General features: G+C 57.4%; 20 protein-coding genes. 13 read left to right on the top strand and 7 right to left on the bottom strand.

Translation table 11 applies throughout. From position 1 onward, the window contains the following. Positions 1-319 precede the first annotated feature (319 nt). The 7 genes from I6I72_RS13600 (at position 320) to I6I72_RS03385 (ending at position 6,224) form a co-directional block, all read left to right on the top strand. Positions 320-568 carry a ComF family protein gene (locus I6I72_RS13600; RefSeq protein WP_223197292.1) on the top strand — a complete coding sequence of 83 codons (249 nt, stop codon included), beginning with the start codon at positions 320-322 and terminating at the stop codon, positions 566-568. 202 nt (positions 569-770) lie between these two features. Then, the gene (gene hpf, locus I6I72_RS03405) at positions 771-1,418 is read left to right on the top strand and encodes a ribosome hibernation-promoting factor, HPF/YfiA family (RefSeq protein WP_005528170.1); all 648 of its coding nucleotides are present in this window, start codon (positions 771-773) and stop codon (positions 1,416-1,418) included. A gap of 224 nt (positions 1,419-1,642) precedes the next feature. Beyond that, positions 1,643-4,207, top strand: coding sequence for a preprotein translocase subunit SecA (gene secA, locus I6I72_RS03400; RefSeq protein WP_049062990.1), 2,565 nt, complete (start codon positions 1,643-1,645; stop codon positions 4,205-4,207). 153 nt (positions 4,208-4,360) lie between these two features. Next, on the top strand, positions 4,361-4,711 hold the full coding sequence (locus tag I6I72_RS03395) for a hypothetical protein (protein ID WP_100619417.1): 351 nt from the start codon (positions 4,361-4,363) through the stop codon (positions 4,709-4,711). Positions 4,712-4,789: 78 nt separating this feature from the next. Further along, entirely contained in the window at positions 4,790-4,912 is a 123-nt protein-coding gene (locus I6I72_RS13795; protein ID WP_265342601.1) for a hypothetical protein, read from the top strand. A 385-nt stretch (positions 4,913-5,297) separates the two neighbouring features. Further along, positions 5,298-5,708, top strand: a complete 411-nt coding sequence (locus I6I72_RS03390; protein WP_005528174.1) for an HAD-IA family hydrolase — start codon at positions 5,298-5,300, stop codon at positions 5,706-5,708. Between the two features lie 39 nt (positions 5,709-5,747). Next, entirely contained in the window at positions 5,748-6,224 is a 477-nt protein-coding gene (locus I6I72_RS03385) for a DUF6912 family protein (RefSeq protein ID WP_005528175.1), read from the top strand. Between the two features lie 92 nt (positions 6,225-6,316). On the opposite strand, the gene rsgA is transcribed toward I6I72_RS03385, so the two are convergent. Next, positions 6,317-7,336 (bottom strand): ribosome small subunit-dependent GTPase A, encoded by a 1,020-nt coding sequence (rsgA, locus tag I6I72_RS03380; protein WP_049151889.1) that lies wholly within the window; start codon positions 7,334-7,336, stop codon positions 6,317-6,319. Continuing rightward, positions 7,329-8,618 (bottom strand): 3-phosphoshikimate 1-carboxyvinyltransferase, encoded by a 1,290-nt coding sequence (gene aroA / locus I6I72_RS03375; protein WP_049151888.1) that lies wholly within the window; start codon positions 8,616-8,618, stop codon positions 7,329-7,331. Before aroA ends, rsgA begins: the two co-directional genes overlap by 8 nt. Here aroA and I6I72_RS03370 point away from each other — a divergent pair. Continuing rightward, a complete protein-coding gene (locus I6I72_RS03370) occupies positions 8,617-9,300 on the top strand; it encodes an SOS response-associated peptidase (RefSeq protein WP_005528178.1) in 684 nt (227 codons plus the stop codon). The two genes, aroA and I6I72_RS03370, sit on opposite strands and share 2 nt — an antisense overlap. Here I6I72_RS03370 and ybaK read toward each other — a convergent pair. Next, complete coding sequence (gene ybaK, locus I6I72_RS03365; protein ID WP_005528179.1) at positions 9,297-9,818, bottom strand: Cys-tRNA(Pro) deacylase; 522 nt, start codon at positions 9,816-9,818, stop codon at positions 9,297-9,299. The two genes, I6I72_RS03370 and ybaK, sit on opposite strands and share 4 nt — an antisense overlap. A 31-nt stretch (positions 9,819-9,849) precedes the next feature. On the opposite strand from ybaK, the gene I6I72_RS03360 reads away from it, so the two are divergent. Further along, positions 9,850-10,461 (top strand): sigma-70 family RNA polymerase sigma factor, encoded by a 612-nt coding sequence (locus I6I72_RS03360; protein ID WP_005528180.1) that lies wholly within the window; start codon positions 9,850-9,852, stop codon positions 10,459-10,461. After that, positions 10,461-10,733 carry a mycothiol system anti-sigma-R factor gene (gene rsrA, locus I6I72_RS03355; RefSeq protein WP_005528181.1) on the top strand — a complete coding sequence of 91 codons (273 nt, stop codon included), beginning with the start codon at positions 10,461-10,463 and terminating at the stop codon, positions 10,731-10,733. Before I6I72_RS03360 ends, rsrA begins: the two co-directional genes overlap by 1 nt. Positions 10,734-10,831: 98 nt before the next feature. Here rsrA and I6I72_RS13965 read toward each other — a convergent pair whose 3' ends face one another. Together I6I72_RS13965 and I6I72_RS03350 are read right to left on the bottom strand one after the other, a co-directional pair. Then, entirely contained in the window at positions 10,832-10,906 is a 75-nt protein-coding gene (locus I6I72_RS13965; RefSeq protein WP_096030696.1) for a 50S ribosomal protein bL37, read from the bottom strand. A gap of 110 nt (positions 10,907-11,016) precedes the next feature. After that, positions 11,017-11,277, bottom strand: coding sequence for a WhiB family transcriptional regulator (locus I6I72_RS03350; protein WP_005528182.1), 261 nt, complete (start codon positions 11,275-11,277; stop codon positions 11,017-11,019). A gap of 572 nt (positions 11,278-11,849) precedes the next feature. Between I6I72_RS03350 and I6I72_RS03345 the strand changes: the two genes are divergently transcribed. Next, positions 11,850-12,326 carry a hypothetical protein gene (locus I6I72_RS03345; RefSeq protein WP_005528183.1) on the top strand — a complete coding sequence of 159 codons (477 nt, stop codon included), beginning with the start codon at positions 11,850-11,852 and terminating at the stop codon, positions 12,324-12,326. A gap of 14 nt (positions 12,327-12,340) precedes the next feature. Here I6I72_RS03345 and I6I72_RS03340 read toward each other — a convergent pair whose 3' ends face one another. Both I6I72_RS03340 and I6I72_RS03335 read right to left on the bottom strand, forming a co-directional pair. After that, a complete protein-coding gene (locus tag I6I72_RS03340) occupies positions 12,341-13,579 on the bottom strand; it encodes an Rv3212 family protein (RefSeq protein ID WP_049062985.1) in 1,239 nt (412 codons plus the stop codon). After that, positions 13,576-14,904 carry a DEAD/DEAH box helicase gene (locus I6I72_RS03335; RefSeq protein WP_005528186.1) on the bottom strand — a complete coding sequence of 443 codons (1,329 nt, stop codon included), beginning with the start codon at positions 14,902-14,904 and terminating at the stop codon, positions 13,576-13,578. The genes I6I72_RS03340 and I6I72_RS03335 overlap by 4 nt, the downstream gene beginning before the upstream one ends. Positions 14,905-14,990: 86 nt before the next feature. Between I6I72_RS03335 and I6I72_RS03330 the strand changes: the two genes are divergently transcribed. After that, on the top strand, positions 14,991-15,215 hold the full coding sequence (locus I6I72_RS03330; protein ID WP_049062983.1) for a DUF3107 domain-containing protein: 225 nt from the start codon (positions 14,991-14,993) through the stop codon (positions 15,213-15,215). A 135-nt stretch (positions 15,216-15,350) separates the two neighbouring features. Then, positions 15,351-16,328: a DUF3152 domain-containing protein gene (locus tag I6I72_RS03325; protein WP_172453834.1), complete on the top strand. Its 978-nt coding sequence runs from the start codon at positions 15,351-15,353 to the stop codon at positions 16,326-16,328. The last annotated feature ends 7 nt before the right edge of the window (positions 16,329-16,335 follow it).

Raw genomic sequence — 16,335 nt, 5'->3', positions numbered from 1 at the left:
GCGGTGTCAGAAGCATTTGCGACTGCCACCGCGCCAGATCTCTCGTCCGGTTCCCTTGGGCTTGCCTGTCTGGGCAATGGGGCCGTATTCAGATGTGCGCCGCCATCTCATTGTCTCGATGAAGGAGCGGGGAAATCGTGCGGTGCGTTCCCATGTGGCGGCTGTGTACACAGCTGGTATTGAGTATTTGCGGGCGCGAGGGGAGATACCAGAAGAAATTGTCTTGGTGCCGGCCCCGACGAGGCTGAACTCCGCCCGCGCGCGTGGTGGGGATCCCGTGGAGCAAATCTGTGAAAAAGTAGCGGCGAGGCTGCCTCACATGCGCACGTGTACTGCTTTAAAGGTGAGGGAGCTGGCAGCGGACCAGTCTGATCTTAACGCAGGTCAGCGGTGGGAGAACATGCGTACTGCGGTGCATCTGACGCGGGCAGCGAGCCAGGTGGCGGGAACGCGCATAGTGCTTGTCGATGATGTGGTGACCACCGGTGCGACGCTTAGCGCTAGCGCCGCGCGGCTACGCGGTGCAGGGGGAGTAGTAGACGGTGCAATCGTACTGGCAGAGGCGTAGTTATGTGAGGTTCAGGGGTAAATTTGCGACCTAAAGGATCCCTTGGTTATGACCACTGGTAGCATGAAGGGTGTCACAGGGAAGCAGTGAAGTGGCTCAGGCAATTGCTGGAGATTCAAGTCCAAGCGAGGAAATGTCTAGAGTCCTTCAAACTGCGGAATGTGCAGTCATTCAGTCCCCACGAGATAAGGGAGGCAACTCAATGTCCCAGCCCACCAACGCTCAGGTTACAATCACCGGCCGTAACGTCGAGGTCCCAGATCACTTCCAGGAGCGCGTAACTGAAAAGCTGGCCAAGATTGAACGCCTTGACCCGACTCTGACCTTCTTCCACGTGGAGCTCCAGCACGAGCCTAACCCACGTCGTGAGGCAGAGTCCGACCGCATCCAGATCACCGCTACCGGTAAGGGCCACATCGCTCGTGCCGAGGCTAAGGAAGATTCCTTCTATGCTGCTCTGGAGACCGCTCTGGCAAAGATGGAGCGTTCTTTGCGTAAGGTCAAGGTTCGCCGCGAGAACGTCAAGTCCGGACACCGTGCACAGAAGGGCACCGGTGAACTTGCTGCTGAGATGGTTGCTGCAGCTGAGAACGAGCGCGCCAAGGAAGAGCGCTACATCGATCCTTATGCAGAGACCGTCGAGGACGTACGCCCAGGCCAGATTGTTCGTTCCAAGGAGCACCCAGCTACTCCGATGAGCGTCGATGAGGCCCTCAGTGAAATGGAGCTGGTCGGCCACGACTTCTACCTCTTCATCAACGAAGAGAACAACAAGCCGTCTGTGGTTTATCGCCGTCATGCATTCGACTACGGCATCATCTCCCTTTCTGAGGATGCTGGCGAAGCTTAAACGGCACGCCCCAACGCGGGTTTAAGCTCCTAGAGCTTCCCTCGCCCCCTGCCGCTCATTGCACAAGCGATGAAGTGGCAGGGGGTGAATTCGTTTTTGCGCAACGGTCTCGCCAGTTTTAGCTGTGCCGCCCAGAATTAGGGTCAGAATAAGGCTTTGTGGAGCGAGTGGGTACAATGACCTGAAGTTAACTATTTTGTCGCGACAAGAAGGACTATCTAGAAGTGTTTGGACTTTCCAAGCTGCTCCGTGCAGGCGAAGGACGTACCGTCAAGCGCCTTGCAAAGATGGCTGATGATGTTATTGCTCTCGAATCCGAGTACGCCGCGCTGACTGATGCAGAATTAAAGGCAAAGACCCAGGAATTTAAAGACCGTCTGGGCAACGGTGAAGAGATGAATGACATCCTTCTCGAAGCTTTCGCCACTGTGCGTGAAGCGGCTTGGCGCGTTCTGGACCAGAAGCACTACAAGGTTCAGATCATGGGTGGTGCTGCCCTCCACTTCGGCAACGTTGCCGAGATGCGTACCGGTGAGGGCAAGACGCTGACCTCGCTGCTGCCCGCTTACCTCAACGCACTCGAAGGTAAGGGCGTTCACATCGTTACGGTCAACGATTACCTGGCTAAGCGTGACGCCGAGATGATGGGCCGTGTGCACCGTTGGTTGGGTCTTAGCGTTGGTGTTATCCTCTCCGAGATGCGCCCTGCAGAGCGTAAGGAAGCTTATGCCTGCGACATCACTTACGGCACCAATAACGAGCTGGGCTTCGACTACCTGCGTGACAACATGGTGCGCTCGCTTGACGACGTCGTCCAGCGCGGCCACAACTACTGCATCGTCGACGAGGTGGACTCCATCCTTATCGACGAGGCACGTACCCCGCTCATCATTTCCGGTCCGGTCGACGGCTCTTCCCAGTTCTACAGCGTCTTCGCGCAGCTGGCGCCCAAGATGCGTGAGGGGATCCACTACGAGGTTGACCACAAGAAGCGGACCATCGGCGTGCTCGAGGAGGGCGTTGAGTATGTCGAGGATCAGCTCGGCATCGATAACCTGTACGCACCAGAGCATTCCCAGCTGGTGTCCTACCTGAACAACGCTCTGAAGGCGGAAGAGCTCTTCACCCGCGACAAGGACTACATCGTGCGTAACGGCGAGGTCATGATCGTTGACTCTTTCACCGGCCGCGTGCTGGCAGGCCGTCGCTACAACGAGGGCATGCACCAGGCCATTGAGGCCAAGGAAAATGTGGAGATCAAGAACGAGAACCAGACTCTGGCTACCGTTACTCTGCAGAACTACTTCCGTTTGTATGAAAAGATTTCCGGCATGACCGGTACCGCAGAGACCGAGGCAGCCGAGCTGCACTCCATCTACGGCCTCGACGTGGTGCCGATTCCGACCAACAAGCCGAACCAGCGTGCGGATCACTCCGACCGCATCTACAAGACTCAGGAAGCTAAGTTCGCTGCGGTTGTCGATGACATCGCTGAGCACGTTGCGGCGGGCCAGCCAGTTCTGGTTGGTACCACCTCCGTTGAGCGTTCCGAGTACCTCTCCCAGCTGCTGACCAAGCGCGGTGTGAAGCACTCCGTGCTGAACGCTAAGCACCACGAGGAAGAGGGCCAAATTGTTGCTCGTGCCGGCCGTCCAGGAACGGTAACGGTTGCGACCAACATGGCAGGCCGTGGTACCGATATCGTGCTGGGTGGTAACCCAGAGGTCATCCTCGATGAGAAGCTGCGTGAGCGCGGCCTCGACCCATTCGAGGATGAAGAGCGTTACCAGGAGGCATGGGATGCAGAGATTGAAGAGGAGAAGGAGCGTTCCAAGCGCCTCGGTGACGAAGTCCGCGAGGCTGGCGGCCTCTACGTCCTGGGTACCGAGCGTCACGAGTCCCGCCGTATCGATAACCAGCTGCGTGGCCGTACCGGCCGCCAGGGTGACCCAGGTGAGACCCGCTTCTACCTGTCCATGCGTGATGAGTTGATGGTTCGCTTCGTGGGTCAGTCCATGGAGAACATGATGAATCGCCTGAACGTGCCTGACGACGTCCCAATCGAGGCCAAGATGGTCTCTAACTCCATTAAGGGCGCGCAGGCACAGGTGGAGAACCAGAACTTCGAAATGCGTAAGAACGTCCTGAAGTACGACGAAGTCCTCAATGAGCAGCGCAAGGTTGTTTACGCTACCCGCCACGACATCCTCGATGCGGGTGACATCAAGGACAATATCCGCGACATGATCGATGACACCGTCTCGGCATACGTCGCGGGCGCTACGGCCACCGGCTACGTCGAGGACTGGAACCTGGACGAGCTGTGGAACGCGCTCGAGTCTCTGTACGGCCCGACCATGAGCCACGAGTCCCTCGTTGAGGGAACCGAGTACGGTTCCGCCGGCGAGCTCACCGCTGAGCAGCTGCGCGAGGCCCTGGTTGCTGACGCTAACTCTGAGTACGACAAGCTTGAGGAAGCTGTCACCGCGATTGGCGGCGAGTCCCAGATGCGCAGCACTGAGCGCATGGTCATCCTTCCGATCATCGATCAGAAGTGGCGCGAGCACCTTTACGAGATGGACTACCTCAAGGAGGGCATCGGCCTGCGCGCGATGGCGCAGCGTGACCCCCTGGTGGAGTACCAGAAGGAGGGCGGCGATATGTTTAACGCCATGAACGAAGGCGTCAAGGAAGAGACTGTGCGCCAGCTGTTCATGCTCCGCAAGCAGTTTAAGGCGCAGGAGGAAGCACAGGCAGCTGCTCCGACCTCGGACACTGCTGAGGCATAGTGCGAAGATAAGACGCACGTGCGACTTATTTAACTGAGTGCCTGGCCACATTTGTGGTCAGGCACTTTTAAGTTTTAGACAGATTCCTATAATCTGGGACAAAGATATTTAGAAATTCATTTTCGATCGCCTTTTACCCCTGAGGAGACTGTCGTGCGACGTCGTTCATTGCGCCTAGGTTTGTCGGCATTTTTGTCGGCTACTTTGTTAGGCGGTACGGCGCATGCCTACGCGGTTGTGGATCAAGAGCCACGCACGTGCCACCAGTACCTAGCGGCGGCTGGAAGCGATGAGCTCTTCCCCTCTGAGGAGCAAGAAAAGCTCACTGTTGAAGATTGCCTGAAACGCATCGAAGAGGGACAGTCAGAAGAAGGGTCAAAAATTCCTCCGGCTGGTCGAATTGGCGTGCTTTTTAGTGGTATCGCTTCGATACTGACGGCGGGCATCGGCGTTTGGACCTCATTGGATTGGACCGACATCCTAATTCGGCTGGGTTCCTTGTAACTACCCTCGGAAATTGTGTCCGAGAGTAAGCATTCTGAAAGCCGTTAGCCGGTTGTGCTGGTATGAGCCAGTGAAACCATGGCGGTTTTCTCCAAAGTCGACGGACCCAAAGAATTCACCATTGGCTCGTGCATGCAGGCTGCGCATACGCACGGGTACAACTTGATCCTGTGGGCGATGGTTGAGCGCCCAAGCACGTAGGTGAACTTTGATGTCACGGTTGTACTTCGTACCCTCGAGCTGGTGCAAAGGGCGAAGGCCGCCTGTGGCTTCCAGAGCGATGGCTACAAGTTCCAGAATCTCTTCACGCTTGGAGAGAGCCTCCGCGCTTGGCTGATGTGCGTAGCGTATCCGGTCAGGCGCAGTGTAGAGCTTCAGGTAGCTGAAGCCGGGAATTGGGGCGTACATTCAAAAAGCCTTCCTGCAAGGGGGACAGGAGGCGAACGCACCATCATTGTGCCATGAGAAGCGGCCGAGCGCCTAGCTGTGAGTTTTCTGTGAGGGGTGGGCGCGATATTTTTGTGTTTTAGATATACTTTTGGGCGTTAAAAACTAACTCCTACTCAACAGCAAAAGGACTTTCTAGATGCGCGGTCTAATCGTAGATTTCGTTGGTGTGCTTGATGGCACCGAGGAAGACGTCAAAAGGTGGCGTTCTCTGTTTGCGGCAGCGAAGGCCAACGGCGTAGCAACCGCAATTTTGTCTAATGATCCAGGCGGCCCAGGTGCAGAGCACATCCGCGAGTGGGAGTACCGCGGAATCGTCGATGCCGTGGTTCTTTCTGGTGAGGTCGGCGCTGAAAAGCCGGAGCTCGCAGCCTTCCAAGCGGCGGCGGATGCCATTGAGCTGCCGATCAATGACTGCGTCATGGTGGATGATTCCATTTTGAATGTTCGCGCAGCCGTTGATTTTGGCATGGTGGGCATGCTCTACACCGTTTTTGAGCGCACCAGCGTTGAGGTACAAGCCGTGTTCGATATTGAAGGTGAGTTCTAAGTGTCCAAAGTTCGCGTCTACTTGCCCGCAACTTTTGCGATGCTAAGTGAGCTGAAGGAAACCGGTCAGCTCGCTGCGCGATCTGGTTGGGGATTCACCGTTACTCCGGCTTTGCGTGAGTTCTACACTGAGGGCGACGAAGAAGAGATTGCGTACTCCGCTTTTCTGGAAGCCTCCATGGCCTCGTTGCGTCTATTGGCTATCGGTGATGAGGAAAGCTTCCCGCATCGCCGTGTAGTTATTTCTGTCGATGTTGATGATTCCGTGGTCACCCCGCATCCAGACATGGGAGACCCAGTTGTGAAGCTCGACCCGGCAGTCATTACTGAATCCCATGTACAGGCGATCCATGTGGACGTCGAGGAATCGGAAGAGGCCACCGCAAAGGCGATCGAGGTCATCGACAACGCTGACTTGGGCGACGAAGACGCGGAGCTTGCAGTAGGAGACGCGCTGGACAACTTCATGGCTTTCTATGATCCCTCAGAGCTTCCATTCCTTGTAGAGCTGCTCTAACACAGGACTACATATTTCTTCAGCTCGGTCGAAGGAGCCCAGCGGAAAAGCCGGGCAAAAGGCTCTGGCTTAAAAGTTGGCTTAAAAGTTGGCTAGTTCTCCCACTCCACGTTGGTGCGCAGGGCCGCTAGGAGCTTGCGGACCGCGTCACGACGACGAGCCGACGCTGAATCCTCGTTGATGTTGAGGTCCAAGCCGCACTCGGGGTCGGCTGGTGGGCCAACGTGTGTGCAGCCACGGGGGCAATCTTCAATTGCGGCTGCTAGGTCGTCGAAGACACCGAGGATGGTGTCGGCGTCGACGTGCGCTAAGCCGAAGGAACGAATGCCCGGTGTATCGATGATCCATCCGCCGTGCGGACACGTCTCCTTGGGTAACGGCAGGGCAACAGACTGCGTTGAGGTGTGACGGCCCTTGCCCACAGCTGAGACCTCACCGGTCTCGCGCTGGGCGTCTGGCACAAGACGGTTAACAAGGGTTGACTTGCCCACGCCCGAATGGCCGATCAGCGCGGTGACGTGTCCATCGATGACGTTGTGGACGGCATCCAGGCAATCATCGACGCCGGCTTCCACCACCGTGACGTCTAGGTCCGCGAATTCAGCCGCAAACGGGGAAGGATCGGTGAGATCCGTTTTGGTCAGGCACAGGACCGGGTGCACGTTGCCGACGAAGGCGGCGATGAGTGCTCGTTCGACAAAGCCCGACCGCGGTGGGGGATCAGCGACTGCGGTAACGATGAGCATGCGGTCCGCATTGGCTACGACGATGCGCTCATAAGGGTCGGTGTCATCCGCGGTGCGGCGCAGCACCGACGTGCGATCTTCTAGCTTTACGATGCGGGCCAGCGTGTCCTTGCGGCCGGTGGTATCGCCGACGACGCCTACACGGTCACCCACCTCGACAGCGGTGCGGCCTAGCTCGCGGGCGCGCATAGCGGTGACTAGCGGGCCGTCGTCAAGCGCTACGCCCCACCGTCCGCGATCCTTGGTCACCACCATGCCGAACCTGGCGTCCTTGTGCTTGGGGCGGTCCTTCGTACGCGGGCGGGAGCCTTTGCCAGGACGGATTCGGACATCGGACTCGTCATAGGAGCGAGCGTTCCTAGCCACGGTTTCCCTCCAGCATCTGCTCCCACATGCCGCTAAAGCCTGGCAAGGTCTTGGACGTGGTCTCGATGTCCTCGACCTCCACGTCTGGCACGCGCAGACCGATGATGGCGCCAGCGGTAGCCATGCGGTGGTCGGCGTAGGAATGCCACTTTCCGCCGTGGAGGGGTGCGGGTTCGATAAGCAGGCCGTCGTTAAGCTCAGTGACGTTGCCGCCTAAGCCGTTGATTTCCGCAGCGAGTGCAGCAAGCCTATCGGTCTCATGCCCGCGCAGGTGTGCAATACCAGTAAGCCGGGAAGGAGTGTCCGCCAGAGCGCATAGGGCGGCGACAGTAGGCGTGAGTTCGCCGATGTGGCCCATGTTGAGCTCAACGCCGTGGATCTGGCCATCAGATGCGCCAATCACCGTCACGGCGTCCGCGGTTTGCTCGATGTGCGCGCCCATGGTGGTGAGGATGTCGCGGATGGCATCGCCCGGCTGCGTGGTTTCCTCTGGCCATTGGGGGATGGTGATGCGGCCACCAGCGACTGCTGCCGCGGCCATAAATGGGGTGGCGTTAGATAGGTCAGGCTCGATGCGCCAGTCTCGCCCCGCGATTGGCCCTGGGTGAACCGTCCATTTGTTCTGGCCTTCTTCGACCTCGATGCCGGCCTCGCGCAGCATCGCGCACGTCATCTCGATGTGCGGCAGGGACGGAAGGGGACCGCCCTCGTGCTTTACGGTGATGCCCTTTTCAAAGCGCGCACCGGAAAGTAGGAGTCCGGAGACGAACTGGGAGGAGCCGGAGGCGTCGACAGTAACTGCGCCGCCTTCAGGGACGGCCAAGGACGTGATGGTAAATGGCAAGCTATCGCCTTCTACCTCGACGCCGAGATCGCGCAGCGCATTCAAAATGGTGGACATGGGGCGCTGGCGGGCCTGTGGGTCACCGTCGACATGAACGGGTCCGTTCGCAAGTGCTGCTACAGGTGGCAGGAAACGCATGACTGTGCCGGCTAGGCCGCAATCGATGTTTGCACCATGCAGTGGCCCAGGGGTGACGTGCACATCGTTGCCTACGTGTTCAAAGGCGACGCCCATGTTGGTCAATGCCGCCTCCATGAGGCGGGTATCGCGTGATTGCAGAGGATAGCGCAGGATGGACGGCCCGTCTGCCAACGCCGCCAGAATGTAGGCGCGGTTGGTAATTGACTTAGAACCCGGCACGGGCTGTTCCCAGTCCAGGGGAGCGGATGCGAGCGGGGCGGACCAATACAAAGACATGTAGTCCATAATAAAGGGCATGTGCGGAAGATTTGTTTTGTTTACCGAGTCTCTGCTCGATGAAGTAGGCAAGTGGGAGGGAATCGAGGAAGTTCACGCTCCCGAAGGGCTGCCCCCTGCGCGCTATAACATTGCGCCTACCCAGCCGGTAGCCATCGTGCGCGTCCAAGAGCGCGCTGCGCGTGTGGAGCCTGCACGCTGGGGCCTGCTTCCGCATTGGAAGAAGGACTTGGATGGCTCACCCCTGTTTAACGCGCGCGCTGAGACCGTGGCTACCAAGCCTTCCTTCCGTGAGGCCTTCAAGCACAATCGCTGCATCATTCCGCTCGATGGTTATTACGAGTGGAAGGCTGAGAAGCCAAGCCCCGGCGGAGGGGTAAAGGTGAAGGGGAAGAAGACTCCGTACTACGTGACCGGGCCGGAAGGCATGTTGTTTGCCGCTGGGCTGTGGGCGACTGGCATGGAGCGGCTTTCGGCCACAATGATCACCACGGAAGCCACCGAAGAGATGGCGTGGCTGCATGGGCGCCTGCCTAAGTTTCTGACTGCGGAGGAGATCGGCGCGTGGCTGGCAGGTGAGCCGCTGCTAGAGCCATCCAACGTGACTGGGTTTGAGGCGCGTCCCGCAGACCCTGCGGTGGGTAACGTGCGCAACGATTACGCGGAACTCATCGCTGAGCAGCCGCCGACGTCGTTGTTCTAGGAGTCGGCCACGAGGTCGGCAAAGGTGACGTCGAGGACTTGAGGGAGAGCCTCGGCGTTCATTTCAATATCGAGGCCACGGCGCCCGCCGGAGAAGAAGATGGTGTCGAAGAGGATGGCCGTCTCATCCATTGCGGTGGGGAGCACGTTCTTTTGGCCCAACGGGGAGATGCCGCCGGGGATGTAGCCGGAAGACTTGGAAGCGTCCTTGGGATCGGCCATGGTGGCCTTTGAAGCCCCAAACACCGCTGCGGCCTTCTTGAGACTCAACTGATGGGAGACGGGCAGGACACAGACTGCGAGTTCCCGCTTTGGTCCCTTGCCTGCGGTGAGATCGATGACCAAGGTCTTGAAGATACGTTCGGGATCAATTCCTAGTGCTTCTGCCGCGTGATCACCGAAGTGATCGGAGCCACCTTCAAAAGTAGACACCTCGTGCGGGATACCTGCTTCTTCCAGAAGCTTGAGAGCCGGGGTAGCAGAGTGCGGTGTTTTCTTCGACTTGGACATAAACGGCATATTAGTAGGCGGCTTAAACCAAGCAGTTAGGATGGTAGGCGTGGCTACAGAAACGATAAGTGCCAAGGAGCGCCAGCGCCTCTTTGAGGAGCAGGCGCTACCTTTGCTCGACCAGCTCTACGGTGGCGCCATGCGGCTGACCCGTAATCCGCAGGATGCCGAGGATCTCATCCAAGAGACCTACCTTAAGGCCTATAACAATTTTGGTTCCTTTAAACAGGGCACCAATTTGAAGGCATGGCTTTACCGCATCATGACCAATACCTACATCAACTCCTATCGCAAGGCTAAGCGCCGTCCGGCGGAGTCTTCTGCAGATGAGCTCAGCGATTTTCAGCTTTACACGACCTCAGGACATGATTCAACGGGCCTTGAGTCAGCAGAAGTTGAGGCGCTCAAACTCATGCCGGACTCGACGATTTCTGAGGCAATGAATGACTTGCCTGAGGACTATCGCATGGTGGTTTACTACGCCGATGTTGTGGGATTGGCGTACAAAGAGATCGCCGAAATCATGGATACGCCCCTCGGAACGGTGATGAGTCGACTCCACCGTGGAAGAAAATTGCTACGCGTTGCGTTGAAGGACGTAGCAAGAGAAGTAGGCATCGGTCTCAATCACCCAGACATGGAGGAGAAGTAATGAGCAACGCGACAGGAAACAACTGCGGTGCGTGTAATTCTCCCGAGGTCCAGGCACTATTCTGCGAGCTCTTGGATGAGCGCACGAGTTATGCGCGAGCCCTTGAGATTCGCGAGCACATTGCTAGGTGCGACGAGTGCCAGTCCCGTCTAGAAAGCGAAGAAGTGGTGCGCGCCCTGGTGCGGAAATGTTGCTCTGGTACTAAAGCGCCGCAATCGCTGCGCCGACGCATCACCGTGGAAATTACTCACACTGAGGTGACCTGGGGCTAGAAGCGTCAACTCCGGGCGCAGCCCAAGCCGCAGAAGACCGGGGCGTAAAGCAAAAGGCTCGCTCCCACGAGGGGAGCGAGCCTTTATGTGCTGCTTATTTATGCGCTAGGACGCTTGCCGTGGTTTGCACTCTTCTTACGGCGATCCTTGCGCTTACGACCACGCTTAGACATGGGCGGCCTCCTTGCTAATAGGTGAGCGGATAATTTACTTACCCACTGACTTTAGTGTTTGGATACACCGGTGGGGAAATCGGGCTAGGTTTATTGAATTTTCTTGAGTCTTAGACGGTGACTCGTGCGCGGCCGCGACCGCGGTTGCGACGACGCTTGAGAGCGCGGCGCTCCTCTTCGGACATACCGCCCCAGACACCAGCGTCCTGGCCGGACTCAAGTGCCCACTTCAGGCAGGAAGTGGCAACTGGGCAGCGATTGCAGACCAGCTTGGCCTTTGCGATTTGGGTAAGTGCAGGGCCGGAGTTGCCGACTGGGAAGAACAGCTCTGGGTCTTCGTCGCGGCAAACGGCTTCGTGGCGCCAATCCATGATTGAAATCTCCTAACAAAATTTAGACAGCATGACATATCCTTGCAGCCCATGGGAATGGGGCACAGCAAATGTCGGGGAAGAAAGTAAATCGGTCTGCGTTCAGTGGGGCTCTGTCTCGAGGTAGAGCCAGCGTCGACGCCGCCATGATTTACTTGGTGTTTACTCGAAGTTTTCTCCAAGTTACGGACCGCTTAAACGGCTCGTTGTTTTGCTACTTGAAAATCATGACATGTTTACCTCGATCCCGCTAGGGTTCGGGGGTAAATTGTGGCAAAGCTCACTATGCTTAGGGCGAGTGAGACGCAAAAAGGGGCGATAGTTTTCCTGTAAGAAATCTGTCAGAACTTCGATAAGCAGGATCTTTAGCATGTTTTTGGTGAGTGTGGTGACTTGGATCGCGTCAAATCCGGGTAGGTGGGTTTGCCCCCGAAGCGAAGCGGGGATGAGTTTTAGCCTTAATTAAGTGTTTCCTGAGCGTCGGTGGGCGAAGGTCTGGTGTTGGGTTTCGGTATTCAAATTAGAACGAGCCAAAGCCTTAGGAATCGTTCGGCTTAGGTAAACTGTGGCCCGTGAGTGAAGAGAATAAGAAGAAGTCATCTGCACGCGCGCAAGCCCAAACGGCAGCAAAGAACAATCCGGTAGGCGCTCCGCTTTCCGTCCTTGTGGCCGCCGGAATCGCAATTGTGCAGTCTGTAGCTGTAATGGCTTTTGGCATTTTTCTTATCGTGCGCGAACTCAGCGGCGCCGAGAATGCTTCGATGGTTTCTGAGGCGGGCGCGCTGAAGTTCGTTGGACTCGGAACAGCCATCTTTATCTTCATCGTTTTCGGCTTCGTTATCATCGGTTCTCTCGCCTTTGTCAAGGGAAAGCGATGGGGAAGGGGAGCCGTAGTCCTCGTTGAATTTATCCTGGCGGCCAGCGCATTTCAGATGTTTAGTGGCGGCTCGTCAGTACTTGGCACAATAACGCTGTTGAGCGCTATTGCTGCCTTGTACTTCCTGATGTTCGTCCCGGCTTCGTCCCAGTGGGCAGAAGCCAACTTCTGATTTAGCAGACGCTACTAGAGTGCGGTGAGCCCAACAGCGGTTTCGCCCCGTTGTTCAACGATGGTGGTTCCTGCGATCGTCAAAAAGACAGGGCCGGTGTAGCCGCCACGATCAATCTTGATGGTCCGCTCGGTCTTACCTGTGGACCAATCAACTACAGCGATGCCCTTTTCAGTAGGCATGAGCAAGCGCTCGCCGAGAGCAACACCGGTGCCGATGGCATCCTCTAGAACATGGTCAACCTTCAATTCCGAAGGAGTAAACAGGTACAAACGCTCTCCATCGAACCAAGACATGTGGTGTGGCAGGTCAGCTGTCGCTGGAGCATAAGGCGTGGAAGCGTTAGTCACATCTGGTGATGCGGCGACTTCAGTAGAGGCGATTGTATTGCCGGACTTGTCATAAGACTCAATACGCGGCTTTTCGCCTGGCTGATAAACCGCGGCGGACTCCTGGCCTACTGCGACCAAACGGGAACCCTCGTTGGCTATTCCAATGTTGGCGGTGACCTCAGGTTTGCGCGAATCCTCTGGGGTGGCGCCTACCAGGCGCAGCCACGTAACTGAGGAGTCATCGGGGCAGGTTTCAGTTAAGGCGAGGTTTTCGGTTCGAGTGAGGGCCGAATTGATGCTGCAGTCCTCATGCTCCTGCATGTCGGGCTCCTGCTTTGCCTGCACGTCACCGTATTCGATGGTGCGCACCATGTCTGAGCGCCACAGATCAATGCGTTCTGTAGACACCGTGCCCACACGGTCGTTGGAGGAGATCGGAATGACCTCTTCAGAGTTAATCGCGCTGCGGGTATCGGAGTATTGGCCCGTTGCGGCATTGATAGCTACGGTGTCACCGCATCCAGCATTGTTGCGGTACGTTGCTACAACCTTGTCCCACGCGCTACCCAAGGAACACAGCTCTGCGTTTTTGCGGGTGTAGTGCCATTTCTCCTTGCCGTTTACATCAGAAGCAATGATCGTATCGCCTTCGTGGGTGATCAGAAGCCCCTGGGAGGCGAGTGCGCGATGCTGTCCGGGAACCGTCTGGTTGGGTAGCTCGAAGGCAATTTTGAAATTTTTAGGAGCTTGCGCAAGGACTTCTACCTGGTCAGGCGCAGCGGTAGCCGCGGGAGCGAGTTCGGAGTCGCGAATATCGGCGGTGAAATATGCACCTCCCACAGCGATAGCGCAAACGGCGGCGATAGCGCCGGTTATCTTCCAGTCAGTCGCGCTGGCGCGAAGGATGGGGGTCTTGCTCATCGGCGGTGGCTCCTTGAACGGCGAGTTCGGGTTGTTGTGGCGTGGGTCTTTGGGGTATCCCGCAACTTAGCTGTCCCGATAACCTTTGTCGCAGGGCCAACTGATTCTTTAGCTCCCTCCGGGAAGCCTAAAGCTGCGGAGAGTTCCGGGGAGGTGCTAAACCACTGAGGTGGCTCAGGTTCGCCGAGGCCAAGCTCGTCATTGATTACTTGCCACTTGCCGAGCTCGTCATAGCCTACGAGCGTAACAGCGGTGCCGGTGTGCCCTGCGCGGCCAGTGCGTCCGATTCGGTGCACGAAGGTCATAGGATCATCTGGAACCTGGTAGTTGATGACGTGGGTGACGTCGTCGACGTCGATACCGCGCGCTGCCACGTCGGTCGCGACTAGGATTTCCACCTTGCCCTCGCGGAAAGCATTGAGGGACTTTTCGCGGGCGGCCTGACCCAGGTCACCGTGCACTGCGCCGACCCGGAAACCACGGCGTGCGAGCTCATCCGCTACCTCGGCAGCGGAGCGCTTGGTGCGGGCGAAGATGATGGTCTTGCCGCGGCCTTTAGCTTGTAGCGCGCGGGAGATGATGGCGAGCTTGTCCATGCGGTGTGCCTGGAACGTGACTTTGCGGGTGGACTCGTGCGTTTGGTTCTCGTCACCAGATTCCGCCCGGATGTGAATAGGCCGGTTCATGAAAGTGCGTGCGAGCGTCAGGATAGGGCCGGGCATCGTGGCGGAGAAGAGCATGGTTTGGTGTTTGTTGCCATGCAGCAGTTCGAGGATTTTCTCGATGTCCGGCAAGAAGCCTAGATCGAGCATCTCGTCGGCTTCATCCAAAACCAAGATGGCCACGTGGTCGAGCTGGAGATGGCCCTGCTGTGCCAAGTCCAAAAGACGGCCGGGAGTGCCGACGATGACGTCGACGCCCTTTTCCAAGAGCTTGATTTGCTCCTCATACGGCCGGCCGCCATAAATGGTAGCCAGGCGCAGCGGGAGGTTCTGAGAGGCCAGGGTGAGGTCTTCGCCGACCTGGACGGCTAGCTCACGAGTAGGGACCACAATGAGGGCGCGCGGGGTGCCGTCGAGTTCTTCAATATCAGCGTCATCAAAAACGCGATCGAGCACAGGGACGCCGAATCCCAGCGTCTTACCCATGCCGGTGCGTGCTTGGCCAATGAGGTCTTGTCCGCCCAGCGCGATCGGAAGAGTGAGCTCTTGAATCGCAAACGTGCGCACAATACCGCGGCTGGCCAGGGCATCTACGATCTCTGCTGCCACTCCAAGGGCGGCGAAAGTAGGTGGTTGCGTGGTCTCAGACTGTTGAAATGACACACCTCGATAGTAGCGGGTGGGGCTATAGTGGGGCCATTAGAACCAATTCGAGCACAACTACCTCTCGCAAGGAGAAGACAAGAAACATGGATATTAAGATCGGATTCGCAGACACCGCTCGTGAGCTCGTCATCCGCGCGGATGGTACTCAGGAAGAACTGGCCGCAAAGATTAATGGTGCACTTGCTGACAACTCCACCCTGGAGCTGGAAGATTCCAAGGGACGCAAGTTCATCGTCCGCACTGACCGTGTGGTTTACGCAGAGATCGGCGTCGCCAAGGCACACGCCGTCGGTTTTGCAGGTGCCTAAACCTCGATACTCATGATGCGTTCGCGTTCATAGTGCCGCATCGACTTCACTAAGACTTCTGGCTTCTAGCTGCGTGAGTTAGAGCATGAATTAGAGAAGGCGCATCCCACAGCAGAGTAATTCCGCTCGAGTGGGATGCAGAAGGTAATCTATTTCCTTATGGAATTACCTGTGGATAACTCGCAACGCGCCCCACGTCATCCGCATCGTAAACCCGAACAAAGCAATTGGTTAGTAAGGTTTGCTCACGAATACGGCTGGTGGCGCGTTGTTGCGATCCCCGTGATGATAGTGCTGACTATCTGGGTTATCGCAGACGTGATTGACGCGACCACAGGCACGGACGGCACTCAGGTCGCGCAGACCAGTCAGTCGCCGCAGCCCGAGCCTTCCGAGAAGCTGGGCCCCGACCCAGCAGATGCCGGTGACATAAAGGCAGCCAAGGACCAACTTCCCGCAGGCGGTGACTTCACCGAAGCTGGCGATGACACCTACCGTGATGCGGGTCCAGCCGGCGCACACGCAGGCAAAGGCGGCAAAACCGTAGTTCGCTACTCCGTGGAGATCGAAAACGGCGTTAACACTATTGCCTATGGCGGCGACTCCGCCTTTGCGGCTATGGTCGATGCCACCCTCGGTGATCCACGCGGTTGGACCTCAACCGGGGATTTCGAATTCATTCACGTTGCGGCCGACGATAAGCCTGACACGCGGATTCGGCTGACTTCTTTGGCCACGACTGCGAAGCTGTGTGGCGCGCAGCTCAACACCGAAACGTCGTGTCATACCGGCATCACTGGAGAGTCCACGGTGAACCTCAACGAGTCCCGCTGGGTACGCGGCGCCGTTCCTTTTGAAGGCGACCTTGGCAATTACCGCCAGTACCTCATTAACCACGAATTTGGCCATGCAATCGGTTACGCTTCCCACCAGGCCTGCGGCGGCGAAGGCAAGCTCGCTCCCGTCATGATGCAGCAGACGCTGAGCTTAAATAACGCCGAGTTGCACGAAAAGGACTCCAAAGAGATCTACCCTGATGAGGATGTGACCTGCGAGCCCAACCCGTGGCCTTATCCGAATCCACGCATCAAGGATCCGCACAATCCGGAATAGGAGAACC

It is taken from the genome of Corynebacterium striatum, from assembly GCF_016728105.1.
In the GTDB taxonomy this organism is placed as follows: Bacteria; Actinomycetota; Actinomycetes; order Mycobacteriales; family Mycobacteriaceae; genus Corynebacterium; species Corynebacterium striatum.
This window is presented reverse-complemented; position numbering and strand designations above follow the sequence as displayed.